Below are 19,194 nucleotides of genomic sequence, written 5' to 3'. Positions count from 1 at the left end.
TATAATTTTCTGATTTTTATTTTAACTGTCTAAGTATATAGCTGTCACATTAAAAGCTTGATCGATCATTATCATTATTTCACCGTTTTTCGAGAGACAAGTCATTATCTATTTTGGAATTAATAAGTAGCTTCCTTCCTAAATGCTCCAGGTGAAATGCCAATCACTTTTCTAAAGAGTCGGTTAAAATATTTTTCATCCTCAAATCCCAGTGTATGAGGTAGATATTGTTACAGAAGGCCCCAAAAAACCGGATGTTCCTGATCCACTTGGCCCACCTTCACCAGATCCAAATACAGTAGACTCCTGGCCCATTGAGCCTATAAACGAAGTTGGTGGATCAGATGGAAATGTAATAGCACCGCCGATAATTATTACAATAGATATTAGAATGAAATATCCTACTTTAGCAAAGATAATAGATGGCCTATATCAAAAAGCTATAAGTAATCCAAAGCTAATGGCTGCATTAAAACAGTTTTCTCACCTTAGTGAGCAGCAAATTTTAGATAACTTGAAATCAGGTAAAGGACCATCAATACAGGTAGTAGACCCTAATAGTCTAATTGGTGGATCAGTTGGAGAATTTGATCCGATATCAGGTATTATTAAGATCAGTGAGACAGTTGCCAGCGATGCAAATTACTTTTCAACCGCTACCCTACAGCAGCAGAACTTTATCTTACTGTATGTATTTTACATGAATTTATACATTACGGAGAAAATACTACTCAGATATTCGTTTCTCATGAAGGTCATAGCGACGATGCTGGATTCCAGTTTGAAAACCAATTTTATGGAGGCAGCGTTGGTTTCAATTCGGTAACAGGAGTTTTAACATACAATCCATTATAAATTTAATATGAATTCAAAAACATTAATATCAATTATCCTCTCATTTGCTGGGATATGGGCTGGCTGCGATCAGAATAAGAATCTCATAGCTGATCAGCGAGAAAAAGAAGTTAGTGGTTTAGTAAGATATTACGTTAATCAGGAATTAAAAAGGGATTCAATTTTTCTATTTGATAAATCGACCAACTTGTTAACAGAGATATGTATTAATAATTTCCTGGCTGAAAATAAAGATATAAACCTCAAAAAAGAAGATATTTTGAATATGTCTCAAAAAGACACGCTAACATGGTCTAATAAACTCGTTCCTATTGCAAGAATAATCAGTAACAATGAGCTTCCAAAAACAAATAGTTTACCGGATAAGAAACGTGATAAAGAAGGTCAGCTTTTTTATCTGGCAAATCCGATTTTCTCAAAAGATTTCAGCTATGCAATATTACAGTCAAGCTTCGTTTGTGGCTCCAGGTGTGGGGAAAGATCTATATTACTATTTAAAAAAGAAAAAGACAGCTGGACTCTGCTTAAAATTTACTGCAAAATTGAATATTAAAGAATGAGTATTTAGTTAAAATAACTTCCTTTACAATACCTAAATCACTAATTAACGCAGATCTAAAATAATGATTTAAATTTAGTGAATGATCGTCATAATTTCTACAATAATCCTTTTCTTAATATGTATCTCCAGTGGTAGTTTAAACGTTTTCTCTGGTATTCTAACGCCTTTTCTAATTTATCTTGTGGTGAGTTCTGAATCGCTTTATTTATCTATACCAGGCCTTTTTTTTTTATTAGGGTTATTTATGTCTAAAGTTCCCAGCTGGGATGCCAATCCTAAAAAACCATTATTTTGGAAGATGATACAACACTTACCAAGTATTAGTGCTTGTGTATTAGTAATCATTTACTATACCATTCCAACATACTTGGCTGGTAAAGAGTATCTGTCAGCTACATTGTCAAATGATGTATCATAATGCACTATTAACTTTATGATCGAAGTTTAAAACTTTATCTTAAATTCTAGGTGAAAAGGAATCTAAGTTTCAACTTAAACCAATTTCAATTCGCTTTTTCCAAAAAAGTTATCTTTTAGGAATTTTTCTGGTCTTAATTACCGGATCGGGAAAACCAGATGTATCAAAGCTTCAAATAGAAGTCAATATAAACTGTATCTCCTTTTGAAGCTGCAAAAGAATTTGTTAAAGACGGCCTGAATCCTACAAAACTTGCATGCACTTTATATTTACCAGGTTTAGTTCTATAAATAAATCTGCCTTTTAAATCAACCCCTGTTTTAATATGATAATATTTATCATTCCATACAGAAGCGCCGAGAACTGGATTCTTTGTCCCAAACTCATAGACATGCCCTGAAATTACTGGATCATTATCTGAAGAACTTTTATTTATAATAATCTCGTAAACTCCTTCTTTCGATATCATTAATCCTTGTTTAGTGGCACAACTAGAATTTAGAATTATTAAGGTAGAAATCGCAGCGACTTTAATTAAGATTTTCATTTTCATAATTTAAAATTTAATCATAATACCACGCAATCGCAAGATCATATCAATGATTTATAATGACATGCAATTTGGTACTAATATTTGCTAATGAATACTTTCACAACGGAAGAGGGTATTTTGGCGTAATAAAATATTCTTCTTGTAAATTTATTATTATACTCGCCGAACTAAAGCAGATTATGAAAAAACAATACACTCAGAAGCTAATATCATTTTTGTTAATTACATTAGCATTTTCAACTTTTATTTCTTGTAAAAAAAATGAGAATATACGCATTCAAAAACCTGATATAACAAAAACCAACGAGTCTTCAGAATTATTTATCCAGTTTTCCAAATCAGAAGAGTATACTAATTATTCGAAAGAAATATTTGGAGAATTATTAGTGAATAATGTGAGTTATATAGAAGAAGATGGAAAAAAGACAATTTTTATTCCTATTAAAGACCAATATCTAAATAACAAGTTTTACAAAAGAGGTCTGGTTTCTTATTATGATGAAACTCTTAACGATTTTAAAACTACTATTGTGGAAATATCTGTTTCTGTATCTGAATTAAATAGGATTCAATCATTAAATACAGATGATAATGCAAATTTAACCGGTTCCATGAAGATGTATTCTTCTAGCGGAAGCATCTATACATCAGCCGAATACAAGAATGGTTTACGGATCAATGAAAGTATAAACTCAACAAACATAGCAAAAAGAGCATCTCTAAATGATATAAAAAGACAAGGGGTGGCAAAATCAAAGTATGTTTTATTTAACAAAAATTCTTCACAAAACAATAGCGTATCATCCGTGGTGTCACCCCCAGTTGTGGACCCGGCAGCATTATATAGCATGGATTGGTTTAAGTGTATGACGAAGTTTTTCGGCTCACATGCAGGGACTGCTACTAATGTCTTACTTGCTGGATCAGCTGTAGGCTGTGTAGCCTGCGGTGGTGCTGGTGCGGTAATTGTAGGCGTAGTCGCAATAGGGTGTATTCCTTCATTAGCGAGATTTGACCAGATGCTAATCAATAAAGCAGCAGATCCTGGAGACATTATTTTGGTACCTGCTGACCCCTTACCATAAAATATGAATTATAAGTCTTCTTCAGTTATCAGAATAGGATATTTCTTGCTCTTTATTGCTCCTTTGATGTTTTCGTCAAATAGCTATCTAACAATAAATGTTAAGATTATAATATTTATTGTTTACAGTATTTTGTTCTTCATAATGCTAAGGAAAGAATCAAATAAAAATATAAAATTATAGTTTATATTAACAATTCCATGAAACTACATACTGAGCATAGCCCAGTATGTAGTTTCTTTTCACTATTTCAGATTTCCGTTAAATTAGCGATCGACTATTACATATGCTATTCCCGATCTTATGAGCGAACTTTTCGTATTCAGTTTTAATCTGCACTTCGATAATGCATTCATCTAAACTGTATACTTCAACATCAAGAGAAAATCGGGCTGTATTAGTCATGGATTGCCGTGTACATTTTAACCTCAATTCACGAAGGTTAGGTTCGACACTAAGATTATTTACGGTTTACCGTAATAAGTAACCAATTAATCTTTAGACCTTAGAGGTATAAACCTGTTAAAATCATCTAAAGCAGGAAGAAAAAGAATTTTAGCGCATTAGAGGATAGATTCTGGCCACGGAATCAATAAATCAAGAGTTTTAACTTATAACCAATAACGTATGCTAACACTACAGCACAGGTTCGATTTCGTGCAATTCTAACATAGATCCTATATTGGTTCAAACTATTGGAGCTATGATTGACGAGTATGAGAATTTGATTTTTAAGTAGCATATAACCGAAAATCATCATTAATAGAAGATAAGATTACGGGTTTCCGTATTTACCTAATTTTCACCACGTCAAAATGTTGTTTGATGTAAAAAAAACATTTCATACTTAATTTAATTACGATACTTGATTAAGTATCGTAATTAAATTAAGTATGAAAGAAAAATTCTTATTGAAACATCTATTTTTAATTGTTCCTCTCATGCTCTTTTTGCACTCATGTAAGAAAGACAATGTACCGGAAGTCACCAAAGACCAAAATTCAACACAATCTCTTGTAGATATTGCTAAGTCTTCTCTTGAAAAACAATCTGTAGGAGGAAGACCAATGATAAGCAGTTTGAAGTCTATTGGTCTGACACCAGATTGGTCTAAAGTTAAGACCCGGATAAACAGTAAAAATAAAACTGTCCTTGCTATTCCTCTTGAAAGAACTATAAATTCGGTATCTGAGCTAAATGTTATTGTAACTAACGGAATTCCGAATGAGGTAATCAAGAAGTACACTGTATCTGAAGACAATACAATATTATTGGAGTTCTATTCATTGCAAGGTAAGTTATTAAAAACCGGAAGGTATAACCCTGCGACTAAAAAATTCTTTGAATCTAAAATATCTCCAGTGAAACTTGGGCTTTATGAAGGGGAAACATAAACAATTTACATAAGGAAACTATGTTTATCCGACCAGCTTTACCTGCAAACGAAAAGACAATTGGGATATCGTCTGTAAACAGTAATATGACCAAATGTAATGGCTTTAACACGTATTGCCAATGACTACCGCACAGAGATTAACAGAAAGGCAAAACAAACATACCTAAACCCGTTCATCAAATGTTACTAAAAAAATATTAACCTCTCATTTGGATACAACTAGATCTTATTTAGATACTTTTTTCAGAAACAATAACTTGACATTTGCTTTGAATATTTAAAACGAAATCTATGAGCACTATTAAAGAAGTAAAATTAGGCAGTCAAGGATTAGTGATTCCATCTATCGGTCTTGGTTGTATGGGCATGACAACCGGGTTCGGCGGAGACATTTATGGAAAAGCAGATGAAAAACAAGCGATTGCTACGATTCATCGTTCATTAGAGTTGGGCGGAATTTTTTTGGACACGGCAGATATATATGGTCCTTTTCTTAATGAACGTCTGATTGCAAAAGCCATTCAGGGAAACAGGGAAAAACACATAATAGCCACAAAATTCGGCTTTGAAATTGACGATAACGGACAAGCAACTGGAGCATTCAATGGCAGTAAAAATTACGTAAAAAAAGCCGTAGAGCGTTCACTAAAAAACCTTGGCACAGATTATATTGACTTGTATTACCTGCATCGATTGGATACCAATACACCAATTGAAGAGACTGTCGAGGCGATGGGCGAATTAGTAAAAGAAGGAAAGGTAAAATATATTGGTCTTTCGGAAGTAGGTTCTGAAACCATCAGAAAAGCACACAAAATTCACCCACTTACGGCAGTGCAGTCCGAATACTCCTTGTTTGAAAGACAAATTGAAGAATTGGGTATTTTAGATACGCTGCAAGAATTAGGTATTAGTCTAATAGCCTATTCACCAGTAGGAAGGGGGTTTTTAAATGGCGAAACACAAAAGCCTGAAGATTTTAACGAAAATGACTTTCGAAAATTTATACCCAAATATCAAGGCGAGCAATTTTACAAGAATGTGGAGCTGGTAAATGAAATTAGAAAAGTGGCAGAAGAAAAAAATATCACTTCTGCACAGTTGGCAATTGCCTGGGTTATTGCCAAAGGACACACACCTATTCCAGGTACAAAACGTGTGAAATATGTGGAAGAGAATATAGCAGCAGCAGGCATATCGCTAACACAGGAAGATTTGAACCGATTGGAAAAAATCATTCCACTGGGCACAGATAATGGTGCTAGATATGACGCAGCATCAATGAAAGGTGTTAATTTATAATTTTATCTATTGGCCGAAACCGTCAGAGATTTTTAATCTTTGAAATAATTTAAGCTTTAAATAGCTACAGAGAATTTACTAAACCAGGATTTAAATAAGAAAATATGATAGCAGCAAAAGGATATGCGGTACAAAACATCAACGAGAAATTAGCACCTTGGAATTTTGAAAGGCGAGAACTGGGAAATCACGATGTACAGGTTCAGATACTGTATTGTGGTGTATGCCATTCCGACCTGCATACGATTACCAACCATTGGGGAAATGCCGTTTTTCCCTTGGTACCAGGACACGAAATTGTCGGTAAGATTATAGCCGTTGGCAGCCATATTCAAAAATTTAAAATTGGTGATGCTGTAGCGATTGGAACAGCCGTTGACTCTTGCAGAACCTGTGAAGAGTGTAAAAGCGGACACGAGCAATTTTGCGAGGTTCAGCCCGTAGCTACTTACAATGGCGTAGGAAAAGATGGACAGCCAACTTATGGTGGCTATTCCGATACAATTGTGGTAAACGAAGATTTTACATTTCACATATCTGAAAAACTGGATCTACCTGCGGTAGCGCCGTTGCTGTGTGCAGGCATCACCACCTGGTCACCACTTCGCAAATGGAAAGTTGGCCAAGGCCACAAGATTGCAGTTGTGGGTCTTGGAGGACTGGGTCATTTAGGCGTGAAATTTGCCGTTGCTTTGGGTGCGGAGGTTACCGTGATCAGCACCTCTCCAGATAAGGAATTCGCTGCTAGGGAATTGGGTGCACACAATTTCATCGTTTCAAAAGATGATGCGCAAATGAAATCTGCCTATAAAACGTTCGACTTTGTTCTGGATACTGTACCTCAGGATCACGATATTAATCCCTACCTTACCATATTGAGAACAGATGGAACTTATATTAATGTCGGATTACCACCAAAACCTTGGGAAGTGTCATCATTCTCGTTAGTAGTGGGAAACAAGACCATTACCGGTTCCGGAGTGGGAGGATTAAAAGAAGTGCAGGAAATGCTTGATTTCTGTTCTGAAAAAAATATTGTTTCCGACATTGAATTGATAGACATCAAGGACATTAACGAGGCGTTTTTGCGTATGGAAAAAGGTGATGTTCGCTACCGTTTCGTAATTGATATGAAAACATTATAAATCATCCATCATAGGATGAAAAATTTAATAAAATGGATAACACAAAAAAATCAATTTTGATTGTTGGTGCCGGAGAAGGATTGAGCAAAGGTGTAGCAAAACGATTTGCTAAAGAAGGCTTCAACATCAGCCTCATCAGCCGCAATGCTAACAATTTAAAAAATGTTCAGGCAGAATTGACATCCCAAGGAGCTGAAGTTACTTTCGCTGCAGCGGATGTTTCCAATTCGGCACAACTTGATGCTGCCATAAAAACCTTATCAGAAGAAGTTTCAGGCTTCGATGTAGTCCTTTATAATGTGGCAATAGTAAAATCGAAAGATATTCTGGAGGAAACGGCAGACGAATTGACACACGAATTCGCTATCAATGTTTCGGGTGCTTTGCAATCGCTTCAGTCTTCTTATCAGGATTTAAAGCAAAAAAAAGGTGCTTTTTTGCTTACTGGAGGTGGTTTGGCAATTCATCCAGTGGCCGCTTACGGTTCTTTGTCTCTTGGAAAATCAGGTATTCGAAGTCTTGCTTATCAACTTCACGACAGGTTAAAGGTTGATGAGATTTATGTGGGATTATTGACTGTTGCTGGCATTATCAAACCCGAAAGCAAAACCCATTCGCCAACAGTTTTGGCAGAGATGTTCTGGAAATTATATTCGGATAGAACGGAATTGGAAGCATACACGGCTGAAGTCCCGTTGGTTTAAAACGAAGCGTCAATTTAAAGTGTAAATTTCTAATACTATCATAGATAAAGAAATTGCTGCAGGTAATTTCTTTGTTTTTCAAACTTAAATGCAATGAAAAAAGAAAGCCCCGTTATTCTAAATTCCGTATCCGAACTTCATTCTTTTCTGAATATAAAAAAGCCTACGCATCCACTGGTTAGTGTCGTCAAGTTGGATGACTTTGCGTATAAAAGTACTAATGAAATACAAATCATTTATAATTTTTATACCATCTATTTGAAAAAGAATTTTGACGGAAAAATAAAATATGGGCAACAATATTATGATTTTGACGATGGGACAATGACATTTTTTGCACCAAAACAAATGTTCTCGATAGAAGAAAACAGTACGGCAAAAGTGGAAGGCTGGATGCTTGTTTTTCATCCTGATTTTATTCAAAGCTACTCTTTGGCAAAACATATTAAAGAATATGGATTTTTCTCTTACGCCAACAATGAAGCATTACATCTTTCAGACAAAGAAGAAACTATCATCGCAGGATTAATGCTAAATTTGAAGCAGGAAATTGAAGCAATGATAGACAATTACACGCAGGATGTTGTTGTTTCCCATATTGATTTGTTGCTGAATTATTGCAACCGTTTTTACAATCGTCAATTCATCACACGAAAAAAAGCGTCAAATGACTTGTTTTTAAAATTTGATGATTTACTGAATACATATTATCAAAATGATGACTTGAGTGTAGCAGGGTTACCGACCGTTCAATACTTTGCCGAAAAGTTATTTGTATCCCCTCATTATCTAAATGATATGCTGAAAAATCTAACAGGGCAAACCACACAACAACATATTCAAAACCAGCTTTTGGAAAAAGCCAAAGAACTTTTATCAACAACAAAATTATCCGTAAGTGAAATCGCATATCGATTAGGTTTTGAATATCCGCAATCATTCAGCAAAGTGTTTAAAAACAAAACGAACCAGACACCATTGGAATTCAGGACTTCGTTTAATTGACCTTCGCAAGGCCTAGAACAGAAAAATGACAGTCACCAACATCGCATAGACGATAGTCGATAAACAGATTCTTTTAATTAAAAAAGCACTAACAAATTAAATTATGGGACTTAAATCAGACAAAAATATAGGACTTAAAAATACGGGGAATCACACATCAGGAAACCCAATGAATTTTGTTGATAATTTTGAAATTCTCGATTTAAGTAAAGTAGATAACAACCATTTTTTTTCCTTCAATTATTCCCGAAAGACATTCTACACAGCCACCTTATTACAAGGAAAATATAGTATTGAATTTGAAGATAAAAATATCGAGTTAACTGGTAATACGTTACTATTTACAACTTCCAAAATTCCATTTGGTATTCATACATTAAATGGAATTTATAAAGGTATAAGCTGTATTTTTAAAGAAGATTTTATAACTAAAAATAATAGTGGTTACCGTTTGTTAGAATTTCCAATATACAAACCAGGCAGACAAAATATTTATTCACTAACCGATAACCAAGCTGAAAATTTTACAGAGATTTATGCTAAGCTTTTCGATGAAAAGCTCGATAACGGTAATTATAAAGAAAGTTTACAACGCAACTACCTTCTTGAACTCATTTTCAATGCCCAAAAGCTTGATCCTATAGCGTCCTACATCAAGAAAAATAACACCACTGAAGAGATAACTTGCTCATTTATAAGATTATTGGAATCACAGTTTCCCATCGACAATCCGCAAGATATTATTAAATTAAAAACTGCTGGCGAATTCGCAGATCATTTATCGCTACATCCCAATTATTTGAACCGTCAGGTGAAGCTGTCAAAAGGAAGAACCGTTAGCGATATCATTAATTCAAGGATTGAGCAGGAAGCAAAAATTCTATTGAAATTGACTAATTGGAATATTGCACAGATTGCTTACTCACTGGGTTTTGAAGAACCATCCCACTTTAATACATTTTTCAAAAAGCATACAAAAATAGCGCCTACAGATTATAGAAAATTAAAAAGAGAGTAACCTGAGTACAATTCTAAACTAAAAAGTTTGATTTTGGTAAGGATTGGTTTTAATTACGCTAGATTCCGAAATGTCATTTTTCGTCCTTTGTCTTATAATTTTAAAATAATTAAAAATGACAAAAATAGCATTAGTTACAGGTGGTAATAAGGGAATTGGTTTTGAAACAGTAAGACAACTTGCCGAACAAAAAATCAAAGTTCTTATAGGGGCAAGAAATGAAGATGAAGGCAGGAATGCGGAAGAAATCTTTCGCGGAGAATCTTTGGATGTAAAATTCATAAAGCTGGACATCAGTGATTCTCAGGATATTGAAAATGCCAAAGCCTACATTGAAAGTGAATACGGAAAGTTGGATATTTTGATCAATAATGCCGCAGTATTTCTTGACAGTGCGTGGTTCGGCAATAATGTGGAATCGGTACCTATGAAAACACTTCGTGACACCTTTGACATCAATTACTTTGGAACAGTCGAACTTACTCAGGCATTGTTGCCATTAATTAAAAAAAGTGATGCGGGTCGTATTGTAAATATCAGCAGCGTTTCTGGTTCATTTGGCGTTCATCTTGATGAAAATCATTGGCTGTACCAATTAAAACCTTATGCTTACAGTGCCTCTAAAACGGCATTGAACCAATTTACCGTTTTCCTGGCTAATGCACTTAAGGAAACCAATGTCAAAGTAAACGCTGCCAATCCTGGATGGGTACAAACTTCAATCGGTTCGGATCAAGCACCATTGACACCTGCACAGGGTGCCGAGACAGGGGTTGCATTAGCATTAATTAACGAAAATGGCCCGACAGGCACTTTCTCTCAGGCAGGCGAAAGTTTACCTTGGTAATCTGCTAACATTAAACTTAACATATGAAATTGTTTCTATTGGAACTAGACAATTTTATTTATCCTGATGCTCCCAAACCTATACCAGTTCCTGAATACTTAATACAGACGGAAAACGGAAAAAACATTTTAGTGGCTACAGGATTTCCTGAGAAATTTATCACTAATCCACCCATATCAGATGGCGTTAAAGTAGCTGTTCGTCAAGAGGATTTATCAAAAACTAAATTAAAAGAATATGAAATATTACATTGAGACGTTCACTCCGAAACCGGCCTGGTTAGAACTAAGCAAAGAAGAAAGAGCAGAGTACATGAACAGAATTGCACTTTCATCTCAACCTCTTGTTGATCAGGGTGGCGAAGTGGTAGTAATGAGCGAAAATGACAGTGATACTGTTCAAGGGCTAAAGCACCAGTTCTTTGTCATTTGGAAATTCCCAACTGATGAATTGGCAAAAGCTTTCGAAACTTTGGGATTAGAAGAAGGATGGTATAATTACTTTGATCAATTTAACCTTAAGGGAGGCGATGTTGATATAACTGAGAAATTGGTTAATTTGTAAACTAACATCGATTGCAGAAAAGTCTTGTAAAGAATTAATCTCTACAAGACTTTACTACTTATTAATTCTCTTAGTTGTAGTTGCTGAGACTAGCTCATAAGATTTTGTGACCAGATCTTTTATCATGTCTTCGGAAACACTACCATCTAAAGCAACGCTGATCCAATGTTTCCAGCTCAAATTGAACGGTTTTTGGATGCCTTTATGCTCCCTGAGTTCTTCAATAGCTTCAGGATCGCATTTCAATGTGCAGTAATCAAATTTATCAATATCAAAAAAGCAGAACATCTTCTTTCCAATATAAAATACAAGGATAGACTTGGAATTTTTGAAAAATCCCTGAAAGGGCATCCCTTCGTGTGTATCGGGAAATGACAGGCAGAATACTCTAAACGCTTCTATATCCATAGGATTAATTACTTATTATCTTTCAGGGACTGTTGCACTTTAAGGGGCAAACCATTAACAATCAGTTCGTATGATTTTCGGACAAGTTCCTTTATGATCGAATCCGGAACATCGCTATTAAAATAGGTACTGATCCAATGCTTCTTGTTCATATGGTATCCTGGCTTGATGCCCTGATATTTTTCCTGCAAATCTTTCGACTCTTCTGGGTCACATTTTAAATCGCAGAAATCAAACTTATCGATGTTGACAAAGCAGAACCATTTGTCTGCCACGTAAAATACAAGTAGATCCTTATCGTACTGGGATGTTGCTTTTTCAAAAGGAAGCTTCTCCATAGCACCGTTGAAGGAAAGGCAATATTTTCTGAAGGTTTCTATATCCATAATTAACTGTTTTTAAAAGGTTTATTTACAATACGAAATTCTTTTGGTTTTACACAGGAACTTGTATATTTTACGAATTAGGATTTCGAAGGTGTTCGCTCAGTAAGATAAACACCTCCTATGATCAACAGAAGCCCCATCATTGAAGCGAGCGTTACGTTCTCCTCTAAAACAAAATATCCAAATAACAACGTGGCGAAAGGCATAATATACATAAAATTGGCAGTCTTAGTAGGGCCTAACTCGTTAACAGCCAAACTCCAAATAATGTAACAGACCAATGAACTTATCAAACCTAAATAAATCAGGTTACCAATTACCACCAAATTAGTGAGTGCCTTCACATTGATGTTTAACGGATAGAATAATGAGTACGCCAACAGTCCAACCATTCCGTAAAAGAACACCTTTCGGATGGTAAATGTAACGGTGTACTTTTCACCTAATACTCTAAGCAAAATACTGTAGAGTGCCCAAGATAAAGCAGCACCGATACTTAAAAGATTACCAGTTGGATTGATGTCTAATTCAAAATTTCCGTTGAACACCACCATTATTGCACCTGCGAATGCGATAATTGATCCAAAGATCATCTGTTTGCTTAATCGCTCTTCGAACACAAAGTAGGCGAATATTGCTGTTAGTATGGGAGCAGCAGTAACAATTATGGAGACATTTGTTGTTAACGTGTACTTTACGGCCTCTACCAGGGTAATATAATAACCAGCTCCACCGATTAATCCGCATAAGGCATGAATAAATTCATCTTTAAGATTATCAGACCACATTTTTTTGTGCGAAATGGCTAAAGCGGAAATATAAGCGATGACAAATGACAGCGATAGAATATCTGTAGTATTCATTCCATGATCGATCAGCACTTTTGATGATGCAAAAGTAGTTCCCCAAATAACCACCACTATAATCGTTAAAATTGACAACAGCAGTTTTCTTGATTTATCTTTCATTTAGATGCTTTTTATTAAATCTATTAACTCATGCGCATGACTTACAGCTTTACTCTCCAACTGTAAAAGCGCTTCATGATCAGATACACCGTCGATATACATTATACCTGCCGAATAGATAAGCCCGGCATAAATCATATTGCAATAAGGAACTGTTTCTATAAGAGGTACCAAAAATTCCTCAACAGTATGCCTGAAACGGTCGTCTTTTGCATATTCGTGTGCATCTCCTCCCAGCGTTACTGATAATATAATTTTTTTGTCTTTTAAAAATTTCCCGGTTGATCCGTAAGCAAATCCATGAACCAGGACATCGTCCTGCCACTTTTTAAATATTGCCGGAGCAGAGAACCACTGGATTGGAAACTGCCATACGATTACATCAGCTTCAACTAGTTTGGCCTGTTCAGCTTCAACATTAATTTTAAAATCGGGGTAATTGCCACTTAAATCATTAATTTTAAATTTAGGAGCTAATTTTTCTACTTCTTTTAGTATAGCGCTATTGCCGAATGATTGGCTTAGGTCTGGATGACCACTTATAATTAAAACATTGTTTTTCATTGTTGTACTATTTAATTTAATTAGCGAGCTCTGCTAAATTTTGTTATTAATAGTGCAAAAGTAAAACATGCACAGTAACTTTGACAGCAAGCAACAAATTGTATGGTACTATCAAAATTGTAAGTAATGGAAAGAACAAAGGTTACATCAACTAATTATTTGAATAAACAAGCCATCTACGAAGAATGTGATGAGATGCACGCAATATCACTTATCGGAGGACAATGGACTTTAGGAATACTTTCTACCTTGATCAATGGCAAAATGAGATTTGGTGAAATAAAAAAAACCATTCCTCAAATAACCGATAGGATGCTTACCCTAGAACTAAGAAAATTGGAGCAGAATAAAATTGTTACCCGCAAAGTTTATGCAGAAGTACCACCCAGGGTCGAATACGAATTAACCCCTATAGGATATAAGCTCAAATTAATTATTCAGGAACTGGACACCTGGGGCAAAGAATACAAGCAGGAAGTTGGTACTGCGAGTTGCATTGATAAATGATTTAATAGAATTGATGCAGAAATATTATGTTTCCAGATACGCCTATTACAGCAGATGCTATAGACCAAAATCATTTTTAATTCGTTCCAATTCGCTTTGATAATATTTGAAATATCTTTTTTGATCCCACGGTAATTGATGTCAATTTCCTGTTTCATTCTTTCCTAGCCCTTTTTATCTATAAAGGATAAAATCTCTGGTATCTTGTGATCTAGGCGTTCACATCATTGGCCCGACGGCCATCGATGTAATCGCCCAGTGTGTGGTTGCAATGAAGTACGAGGTTACCGCAGAAGATATGTTCAGGATTTCTTATGCCCACCCAACCTATTCTGATGCATTAAAAGAAGCTTATTTGATTGCATCTGGACAAGGAACCATAAATTTATAAACTGATCATGTGATGTAACGCTTTTCATTCTATTTCTTATTGGAAAGATGAATTTTTAGCGTTATAAATATATTGCTTAATCTCGTGATTGGTACTTATTTTTCAGTTTTGATAAATATTTGTTTCTTAGGTTAATGGACTACAAAATCTAACCCCAAAACTCGTCTTCGGCAGCTTGGTCTTCAGAAAACAACCAAACCTGAACAATTTTCTCATCCACAACTTCGAACAAATCAACACCACTCATATCCACTTTTTTATCGCCAATTTTACCGCTAAATTGTACTGGAAATGAAACTAAATTTCCGTTAGACATCAAAGCACCTATTGGATTTATCACCAATGAGCCTTGTGTTGCACCCATCATATCGCCAAGCATTTTGCCAATAGCATCAAGTCCCATTTTTGTTCCGGCAAATTGGTGGTTTCCTGGTTGGTGCCATTTGGTATCTGGACTAAAATGTGAAAATGCTGTAGGAATATCTCCTTGTGAAAGGGCTATTGAATAAGCCGTAACTACTTCTATTGCTGTCATATTATTGTGTTTTAAATTTCTATTTACTAATGTTAATTTCTTTTACCTTCCAAAAAACTCATCATCCACCAACTGATCATCTGAGAATGTCCAAACCTGAACAATCTTTCCATCTTTTACTTCGAAAAGATCCAATCCGCCCAGATCCATACTTTTAGTTTCCGTTTTTGCGGTAAACCAAACTGGAACTGCTATCAGATTGCCACTTTCCAACATTGTACCATTAGGTCTTACCTGCATATTTCCGGATGTATGACTCATTATGCCTTGAAACATTTGGATAATTTCATTGAGATTGTTCTTCAATCCAGCAAATTTATTGTCTCCTGGTTGACACCATTTGGTTTCTGGCGCAAATGATGAAAGTGCTCATTCTAATTCACCTTTACCCAAGGCATCAAAGTATGATGCTACAACTTCTTTCGCTTCCATATATTGTGAATTTAATTATTTAATAAAATAACCTTTGTTGTCTTTAGCCCATTCTTCCAAAGAGGTCATTTTTACTGGAAGTTTTTCTAACACTTCGCTCATTTTAGGATTGAATTTTGAAGGGTATTCAGTTGCGTTCTGAAGATTTTCGTAATAAGCGGCAACGCTTGATGCTCCTGCTTCTCCTACCAATGGTTTTAATATATCACCAAATTCTTTCGGCTTTTGCGGATAATAAACAATTTCTTCCGCTACACCTTTAGAAAACTGCGATGCCAAATCATTTCCTTTTAAGTTTTCTAAACCGCTGATTTTGAAAGTATCCGCTTTTAAAGCTGCATTATAAATAGCTTCAACCACAAACGCACTTACATCTCTTGAAGCGATCCAGCCAATTGGCATAGCTTCTGGCGTAGGATAAGCCAACTTCTGCTCATTTGTTATAAACGGCGCACAGAATGGCCCCATCATATTTTCCATATAAATAGTTGGTTCGATGATCACATAATCTATACCGCTATTTTTTAAATAATCTAAAACATCCAATTTTACATCGTCAACAGGCGAACCAATTTTTTGAGATTCTAACCAGCCACTTGTGTTCCAAACGATTTTTTTTACCCCATTTTCTTTAGCAGCATCAATCACATTTTTGGAATATTGCAGACCATCAAAAGGATTGGGCAAGGATACAGGTATCATAAACGCGATTGCATCTACACCTTTGGTAATTTCTTTCATTTTATCAGCATCACTTAAATTTGCCAAAATTGGTGTTGCGCCTGCCTGTTCTAATTTTTCAAAACTGTTTGCTGAGCTTGTAGCAGCGATTACTTCTGCTCCTTTTTTCTTTGCTTCTGCTATTATGTTGAATTGTTGTGAGCCTGTAGCTCCAAATACTAAAATTTTCATTTTTCTATTTTTTTTGTTATTATTAAATAATATATGATTGTCCGTCTTCTGGAACATTCACTCTATCTGCTATTCCTTTTTCAATAAGAAAAGCCTTTAAATCTTTTTTAGTGAGTGTATTGTGATTTACTCCTTCCATGTGGCAAACTATAATCGTTGCCTTTGGAATGGCTTTTTGCACTTCATGGATGTCTTTTTTATTCATCACTAATTGACCTCCAAAGAAAAATTGGTTGTCTCCGCCATTTACAACAATAACTTCAGGATTATGCTGATCTAAGGCTTCTTGAACACCTTCGTACCAAACCGTATCGGCAGCTAAGTATAAGGTTTTTTCTGTTGGGTGTTTTAATACCAATCCGCAAACGAAACCTGCCAATCGCAACATATAGCCTTTCCCGTGCTGTGCTTTGGTTCTGCTAAGCTTTATTTCGCCAAAAGATGAATTTTCAGTAAGGATTTGCTTGTGTCATAATATTTATTTTAAATAATTATTTGTACAAAAATAACTAAGCACCTACATTTGTACAAGTACCTACTTAATAGTTAAGTACTCACCAAATGGTTAGAATAACTGATTATCAATGGAAAAAAAAATAAAAATAAATCCACCCTGCGACGACAGGTGCCCTGTGAGAGCTTCTTTATCATTGCTTAGTGGCAAATGGACATTAATGATACTGTTTCAAATCAACGAAAATGTGGTGCGATATGGCGAACTAAAAAGAGCCGTAACCGGAATCAGTGAAAAAATGCTGATACAAGAATTAAATATGCTTGTTGAACATAAATTGGTCACTAAAAAAGTCTATTCCCAAATTCCTCCAAAAGTGGAGTACCAGTTGACTGAATTGGGATTGAAAACTTTGCCTATTGTGGATCAGCTGGCTGCATTTGGGCTGGAGAATTTAGTTTGATAATCATGGCATTTAAAGAATGATGTGTAATTCTGAAATGTTTAATTTAGAAATGAACTATTGGTATATTCTTAAAATAACAAAAAATTGAGAACGCTTAAATTTCATAAAACAGAATGTGGGGTAGATTTTCTAATTAATGTTTTGCCCTCTGATGAAGTGAAAGAAGGCTATCTTAAGAAAGAAACTTATAATACAGATTTTCTTGAGATCGTTTTTTTCAAAAAAGGCAGTGGTCATCTTATTCTAAATCATGATAAAATAACCATTACCGAGAACAGTATCATATTCATTTCACCCTTCCAAAAACGGCAATGGAACCTTAATACCGAAGGTTTAGATTTTACTGTTTTGGCTTTTCAAGAAGATTTTCTAAATGATTTTTTTTCCGACAAATTATTCACCTATCGTTTATTATACTTTTATCAGTTGGAATACCCTTTAAGCATGCAGATTGATGAAGAACTTATTGAAAGATATTATTCCCTTCTTGCTGAAATAAAATCGGAATTGATAAAAAAAAGGGTTGACAGTGTACATATTATCCGTTCTCTGATTTATTATCTGCTTCAAAAGCTCAACAGAGAATATACAGAAAAACACAATTTGGCAATAGAAAAAAATCAGAATAACCATGCTTTTCAGTTCAAGAAATTGATAGAAATCCATATCAAAGAAAAACAACGTATTAGTGATTATACAGAACTGCTAAATGTTAACCGTATTACCCTTAATAAGGCGGTAAAGGAACAATTTAATGTTACAGCGTCTCATTTATTGAAACAGCGTTTACTAATAGCCATCAAAGATTATCTAATTCATTCCAAACTTACCGTTGCCGAAATTGCTTTTCAGCTCAACTTTTCAGAACCCAATCATTTGATGCGCTTCTTTAAAAATCAGACAGGAATTACCACAACTAGTTTTTTACATGAATATCAAAATGGTACCAATCTGTAATGTTTTGGTATTAAACGCAGAACTGCACTTTGCTAATTTTGTTTCCCAATTAGAAACAAATAAAATACAATAGATATGAGTAAAAAAGCATTAATTGTTATCGACATTCAGAATGATTATTTTGAAAATGGCGCTATTGAACTTGTAAAACCAGTAGAAGCTAGTTTGAAAGCACGCAAGGTAATTGATTTTTTTCGCGAGAATAATTTGCCGATAGCGCATATACAGCATTTATCGGCTGACCCAAGTATGCCTATTTTTGTTCCGGGAACTTTCGGCTCAGAAATTCACGAAAATGTAAAACCGCTTGAAGGCGAAAAAGTAATCCAAAAATATTATCCGAACAGTTTTAAAGAAACTGATCTTTTGAATTTTCTAAAAGCTAACGAGGTTACCGAAGTAGTGGTTACAGGTATGATGACACACATGTGCGTAGATTCAACCACAAGAGCCGCAAAGGATTTTGGCTTTGATTGTACCGTTATTGGAGATGCATGTGCTTCAAGGGATCTGGAAATTAACGGTAAAACTGTAAAAGCAGAAGATGCACACAATGCATTTTTGAGCGCATTGACTTTCTTTTATGCCAAAGTTCAAAATAGTGACGAATTTTTAACCGCATAAAAAATAGGTTGAAAGTAAAAGAGCCAAGCTGAACCATTGTTTAACTTGGCTCTTTTTTTTGCCTTTAAATCTTTTATTTCCGTATGCAGCTGCTCAATATTTCTTAACGGATTTTATAGAGATGAAAGAATGCTAT

The 19,194-nt window shown here is 35.0% G+C and carries 26 protein-coding genes and 1 pseudogene; 17 read left to right on the top strand and 10 right to left on the bottom strand.

Going from position 1 to position 19,194, the window contains the following annotated elements:
- Window positions 1–119 precede the first annotated feature (119 nt).
- Window positions 120–212: an AraC family transcriptional regulator gene (locus ABIB30_RS21400; protein ID WP_354305107.1), complete on the bottom strand. Its 93-nt coding sequence runs from the start codon at window positions 210–212 to the stop codon at window positions 120–122.
- A 179-nt stretch (window positions 213–391) separates the two neighbouring features.
- Between ABIB30_RS21400 and ABIB30_RS21395 the strand changes: the two are divergent.
- Window positions 392–855, top strand: a pseudogene (locus tag ABIB30_RS21395) (hypothetical protein).
- A 7-nt stretch (window positions 856–862) separates the two neighbouring features.
- A complete protein-coding gene (locus ABIB30_RS21390; RefSeq protein WP_354305085.1) occupies window positions 863–1,408 on the top strand; it encodes a hypothetical protein in 546 nt (181 codons plus the stop codon).
- A 590-nt stretch (window positions 1,409–1,998) separates the two neighbouring features.
- Here the strand turns inward: ABIB30_RS21390 and ABIB30_RS21385 are convergent.
- Entirely contained in the window at window positions 1,999–2,388 is a 390-nt protein-coding gene (locus ABIB30_RS21385) for a carboxypeptidase regulatory-like domain-containing protein (protein ID WP_354305084.1), read from the bottom strand.
- A gap of 179 nt (window positions 2,389–2,567) precedes the next feature.
- Here ABIB30_RS21385 and ABIB30_RS21380 point away from each other — a divergent pair, with 179 nt between their 5' ends.
- The 10 genes from ABIB30_RS21380 to ABIB30_RS21335 all read left to right on the top strand — a co-directional run bounded on the left by ABIB30_RS21380 (window position 2,568) and on the right by ABIB30_RS21335 (window position 11,454).
- The gene (locus ABIB30_RS21380; RefSeq protein WP_354305083.1) at window positions 2,568–3,473 is read left to right on the top strand and encodes a hypothetical protein; all 906 of its coding nucleotides are present in this window, start codon (window positions 2,568–2,570) and stop codon (window positions 3,471–3,473) included.
- Window positions 3,474–4,366: 893 nt separating this feature from the next.
- Complete coding sequence (locus ABIB30_RS21375; protein WP_354305082.1) at window positions 4,367–4,867, top strand: hypothetical protein; 501 nt, start codon at window positions 4,367–4,369, stop codon at window positions 4,865–4,867.
- Between the two features lie 293 nt (window positions 4,868–5,160).
- On the top strand, window positions 5,161–6,171 hold the full coding sequence (locus ABIB30_RS21370; protein ID WP_354305081.1) for an aldo/keto reductase: 1,011 nt from the start codon (window positions 5,161–5,163) through the stop codon (window positions 6,169–6,171).
- A gap of 104 nt (window positions 6,172–6,275) precedes the next feature.
- Window positions 6,276–7,316 (top strand): NAD(P)-dependent alcohol dehydrogenase, encoded by a 1,041-nt coding sequence (locus ABIB30_RS21365; protein WP_354305080.1) that lies wholly within the window; start codon window positions 6,276–6,278, stop codon window positions 7,314–7,316.
- A 32-nt stretch (window positions 7,317–7,348) separates the two neighbouring features.
- The gene (locus tag ABIB30_RS21360; protein ID WP_354305079.1) at window positions 7,349–8,020 is read left to right on the top strand and encodes an SDR family NAD(P)-dependent oxidoreductase; all 672 of its coding nucleotides are present in this window, start codon (window positions 7,349–7,351) and stop codon (window positions 8,018–8,020) included.
- Between the two features lie 258 nt (window positions 8,021–8,278).
- Complete coding sequence (locus tag ABIB30_RS21355) at window positions 8,279–9,025, top strand: helix-turn-helix domain-containing protein (protein WP_354305078.1); 747 nt, start codon at window positions 8,279–8,281, stop codon at window positions 9,023–9,025.
- Window positions 9,026–9,128: 103 nt separating this feature from the next.
- Window positions 9,129–10,043: an AraC family transcriptional regulator gene (locus ABIB30_RS21350; RefSeq protein ID WP_354305076.1), complete on the top strand. Its 915-nt coding sequence runs from the start codon at window positions 9,129–9,131 to the stop codon at window positions 10,041–10,043.
- A gap of 115 nt (window positions 10,044–10,158) precedes the next feature.
- Window positions 10,159–10,890: an SDR family oxidoreductase gene (locus ABIB30_RS21345; protein ID WP_354305075.1), complete on the top strand. Its 732-nt coding sequence runs from the start codon at window positions 10,159–10,161 to the stop codon at window positions 10,888–10,890.
- 23 nt (window positions 10,891–10,913) lie between these two features.
- A complete protein-coding gene (locus ABIB30_RS21340) occupies window positions 10,914–11,144 on the top strand; it encodes an MBL fold metallo-hydrolase (RefSeq protein ID WP_354305074.1) in 231 nt (76 codons plus the stop codon).
- Window positions 11,128–11,454 (top strand): DUF6616 family protein, encoded by a 327-nt coding sequence (locus tag ABIB30_RS21335; RefSeq protein ID WP_354305073.1) that lies wholly within the window; start codon window positions 11,128–11,130, stop codon window positions 11,452–11,454. The genes ABIB30_RS21340 and ABIB30_RS21335 overlap by 17 nt, the downstream gene beginning before the upstream one ends.
- Before the next feature lie 54 nt (window positions 11,455–11,508).
- Here ABIB30_RS21335 and ABIB30_RS21330 read toward each other — a convergent pair whose 3' ends face one another.
- The 4 genes from ABIB30_RS21330 to ABIB30_RS21315 form a co-directional block, all read right to left on the bottom strand.
- Entirely contained in the window at window positions 11,509–11,862 is a 354-nt protein-coding gene (locus ABIB30_RS21330; protein WP_354305072.1) for an MmcQ/YjbR family DNA-binding protein, read from the bottom strand.
- 8 nt (window positions 11,863–11,870) lie between these two features.
- Window positions 11,871–12,248 (bottom strand): MmcQ/YjbR family DNA-binding protein, encoded by a 378-nt coding sequence (locus ABIB30_RS21325; protein ID WP_354305071.1) that lies wholly within the window; start codon window positions 12,246–12,248, stop codon window positions 11,871–11,873.
- 77 nt (window positions 12,249–12,325) lie between these two features.
- On the bottom strand, window positions 12,326–13,216 hold the full coding sequence (locus ABIB30_RS21320; protein WP_354305070.1) for a DMT family transporter: 891 nt from the start codon (window positions 13,214–13,216) through the stop codon (window positions 12,326–12,328).
- Entirely contained in the window at window positions 13,217–13,780 is a 564-nt protein-coding gene (locus ABIB30_RS21315) for an NAD(P)H-dependent oxidoreductase (protein WP_354305069.1), read from the bottom strand.
- 126 nt (window positions 13,781–13,906) lie between these two features.
- Between ABIB30_RS21315 and ABIB30_RS21310 the strand changes: the two genes are divergently transcribed.
- Together ABIB30_RS21310 and ABIB30_RS21305 are read left to right on the top strand one after the other, a co-directional pair.
- Window positions 13,907–14,287 (top strand): winged helix-turn-helix transcriptional regulator, encoded by a 381-nt coding sequence (locus ABIB30_RS21310; RefSeq protein WP_354305068.1) that lies wholly within the window; start codon window positions 13,907–13,909, stop codon window positions 14,285–14,287.
- Window positions 14,288–14,474: 187 nt separating this feature from the next.
- Window positions 14,475–14,678, top strand: coding sequence for an oxidoreductase dimerization domain-containing protein (locus ABIB30_RS21305; RefSeq protein ID WP_354305106.1), 204 nt, complete (start codon window positions 14,475–14,477; stop codon window positions 14,676–14,678).
- Window positions 14,679–14,826: 148 nt separating this feature from the next.
- Here the strand turns inward: ABIB30_RS21305 and ABIB30_RS21300 are convergent, their stop codons facing one another.
- The 4 genes from ABIB30_RS21300 to ABIB30_RS21285 all read right to left on the bottom strand — a co-directional run bounded on the left by ABIB30_RS21300 (window position 14,827) and on the right by ABIB30_RS21285 (window position 16,936).
- Window positions 14,827–15,213, bottom strand: coding sequence for a nuclear transport factor 2 family protein (locus ABIB30_RS21300; protein WP_354305067.1), 387 nt, complete (start codon window positions 15,211–15,213; stop codon window positions 14,827–14,829).
- A gap of 42 nt (window positions 15,214–15,255) precedes the next feature.
- The gene (locus ABIB30_RS21295) at window positions 15,256–15,474 is read right to left on the bottom strand and encodes a nuclear transport factor 2-like protein (RefSeq protein ID WP_502931097.1); all 219 of its coding nucleotides are present in this window, start codon (window positions 15,472–15,474) and stop codon (window positions 15,256–15,258) included.
- 186 nt (window positions 15,475–15,660) lie between these two features.
- Window positions 15,661–16,557: an SDR family oxidoreductase gene (locus ABIB30_RS21290; protein ID WP_354305066.1), complete on the bottom strand. Its 897-nt coding sequence runs from the start codon at window positions 16,555–16,557 to the stop codon at window positions 15,661–15,663.
- Window positions 16,558–16,579: 22 nt separating this feature from the next.
- Complete coding sequence (locus tag ABIB30_RS21285) at window positions 16,580–16,936, bottom strand: hypothetical protein (protein ID WP_354305065.1); 357 nt, start codon at window positions 16,934–16,936, stop codon at window positions 16,580–16,582.
- 205 nt (window positions 16,937–17,141) lie between these two features.
- On the opposite strand from ABIB30_RS21285, the gene ABIB30_RS21280 reads away from it, so the two are divergent.
- From ABIB30_RS21280 to ABIB30_RS21270, 3 genes are all read left to right on the top strand, one after another.
- Window positions 17,142–17,474, top strand: coding sequence for a winged helix-turn-helix transcriptional regulator (locus ABIB30_RS21280; protein WP_354305064.1), 333 nt, complete (start codon window positions 17,142–17,144; stop codon window positions 17,472–17,474).
- A gap of 87 nt (window positions 17,475–17,561) precedes the next feature.
- Window positions 17,562–18,434: an AraC family transcriptional regulator gene (locus ABIB30_RS21275; protein ID WP_354305063.1), complete on the top strand. Its 873-nt coding sequence runs from the start codon at window positions 17,562–17,564 to the stop codon at window positions 18,432–18,434.
- A gap of 75 nt (window positions 18,435–18,509) precedes the next feature.
- Window positions 18,510–19,058, top strand: a complete 549-nt coding sequence (locus ABIB30_RS21270; RefSeq protein WP_354305062.1) for a cysteine hydrolase family protein — start codon at window positions 18,510–18,512, stop codon at window positions 19,056–19,058.
- Window positions 19,059–19,194 lie beyond the last annotated feature (136 nt).

It is taken from the genome of Pedobacter sp. UYP1, assembly GCF_040547305.1.
Taxonomy (GTDB): Bacteria; Bacteroidota; Bacteroidia; order Sphingobacteriales; family Sphingobacteriaceae; genus Pedobacter.
Note: the sequence above shows the minus strand (reverse complement) of the source record. Positions and strands in the feature narration are given on the sequence as shown.

Excerpts from the sequence above, each read along its gene's own strand:
- ABIB30_RS21390 (WP_354305085.1), top strand. The coding sequence starts at position 863 with ATGAATTCAAAAACATTAATATCAATTATCCTCTCATTTGCTGGGATA.
- ABIB30_RS21300 (WP_354305067.1), bottom strand. The coding sequence starts at position 15,213 with ATGACAGCAATAGAAGTAGTTACGGCTTATTCAATAGCCCTTTCACAA.
- ABIB30_RS21290 (WP_354305066.1), bottom strand. The coding sequence starts at position 16,557 with ATGAAAATTTTAGTATTTGGAGCTACAGGCTCACAACAATTCAACATA.
- ABIB30_RS21330 (WP_354305072.1), bottom strand. The coding sequence starts at position 11,862 with ATGGATATAGAAGCGTTTAGAGTATTCTGCCTGTCATTTCCCGATACA.
- ABIB30_RS21280 (WP_354305064.1), top strand. The coding sequence starts at position 17,142 with ATGGAAAAAAAAATAAAAATAAATCCACCCTGCGACGACAGGTGCCCT.
- ABIB30_RS21380 (WP_354305083.1), top strand. The coding sequence starts at position 2,568 with ATGAAAAAACAATACACTCAGAAGCTAATATCATTTTTGTTAATTACA.
- ABIB30_RS21310 (WP_354305068.1), top strand. The coding sequence starts at position 13,907 with ATGGAAAGAACAAAGGTTACATCAACTAATTATTTGAATAAACAAGCC.
- ABIB30_RS21320 (WP_354305070.1), bottom strand. The coding sequence starts at position 13,216 with ATGAAAGATAAATCAAGAAAACTGCTGTTGTCAATTTTAACGATTATA.
- ABIB30_RS21385 (WP_354305084.1), bottom strand. The coding sequence starts at position 2,388 with ATGAAAATGAAAATCTTAATTAAAGTCGCTGCGATTTCTACCTTAATA.
- ABIB30_RS21340 (WP_354305074.1), top strand. The coding sequence starts at position 10,914 with ATGAAATTGTTTCTATTGGAACTAGACAATTTTATTTATCCTGATGCT.
- ABIB30_RS21370 (WP_354305081.1), top strand. The coding sequence starts at position 5,161 with ATGAGCACTATTAAAGAAGTAAAATTAGGCAGTCAAGGATTAGTGATT.
- ABIB30_RS21325 (WP_354305071.1), bottom strand. The coding sequence starts at position 12,248 with ATGGATATAGAAACCTTCAGAAAATATTGCCTTTCCTTCAACGGTGCT.
- ABIB30_RS21365 (WP_354305080.1), top strand. The coding sequence starts at position 6,276 with ATGATAGCAGCAAAAGGATATGCGGTACAAAACATCAACGAGAAATTA.
- ABIB30_RS21335 (WP_354305073.1), top strand. The coding sequence starts at position 11,128 with ATGAAATATTACATTGAGACGTTCACTCCGAAACCGGCCTGGTTAGAA.
- ABIB30_RS21350 (WP_354305076.1), top strand. The coding sequence starts at position 9,129 with ATGGGACTTAAATCAGACAAAAATATAGGACTTAAAAATACGGGGAAT.
- ABIB30_RS21270 (WP_354305062.1), top strand. The coding sequence starts at position 18,510 with ATGAGTAAAAAAGCATTAATTGTTATCGACATTCAGAATGATTATTTT.
- ABIB30_RS21345 (WP_354305075.1), top strand. The coding sequence starts at position 10,159 with ATGACAAAAATAGCATTAGTTACAGGTGGTAATAAGGGAATTGGTTTT.
- ABIB30_RS21295 (WP_502931097.1), bottom strand. The coding sequence starts at position 15,474 with ATGAGTCATACATCCGGAAATATGCAGGTAAGACCTAATGGTACAATG.
- ABIB30_RS21360 (WP_354305079.1), top strand. The coding sequence starts at position 7,349 with ATGGATAACACAAAAAAATCAATTTTGATTGTTGGTGCCGGAGAAGGA.
- ABIB30_RS21315 (WP_354305069.1), bottom strand. The coding sequence starts at position 13,780 with ATGAAAAACAATGTTTTAATTATAAGTGGTCATCCAGACCTAAGCCAA.
- ABIB30_RS21375 (WP_354305082.1), top strand. The coding sequence starts at position 4,367 with ATGAAAGAAAAATTCTTATTGAAACATCTATTTTTAATTGTTCCTCTC.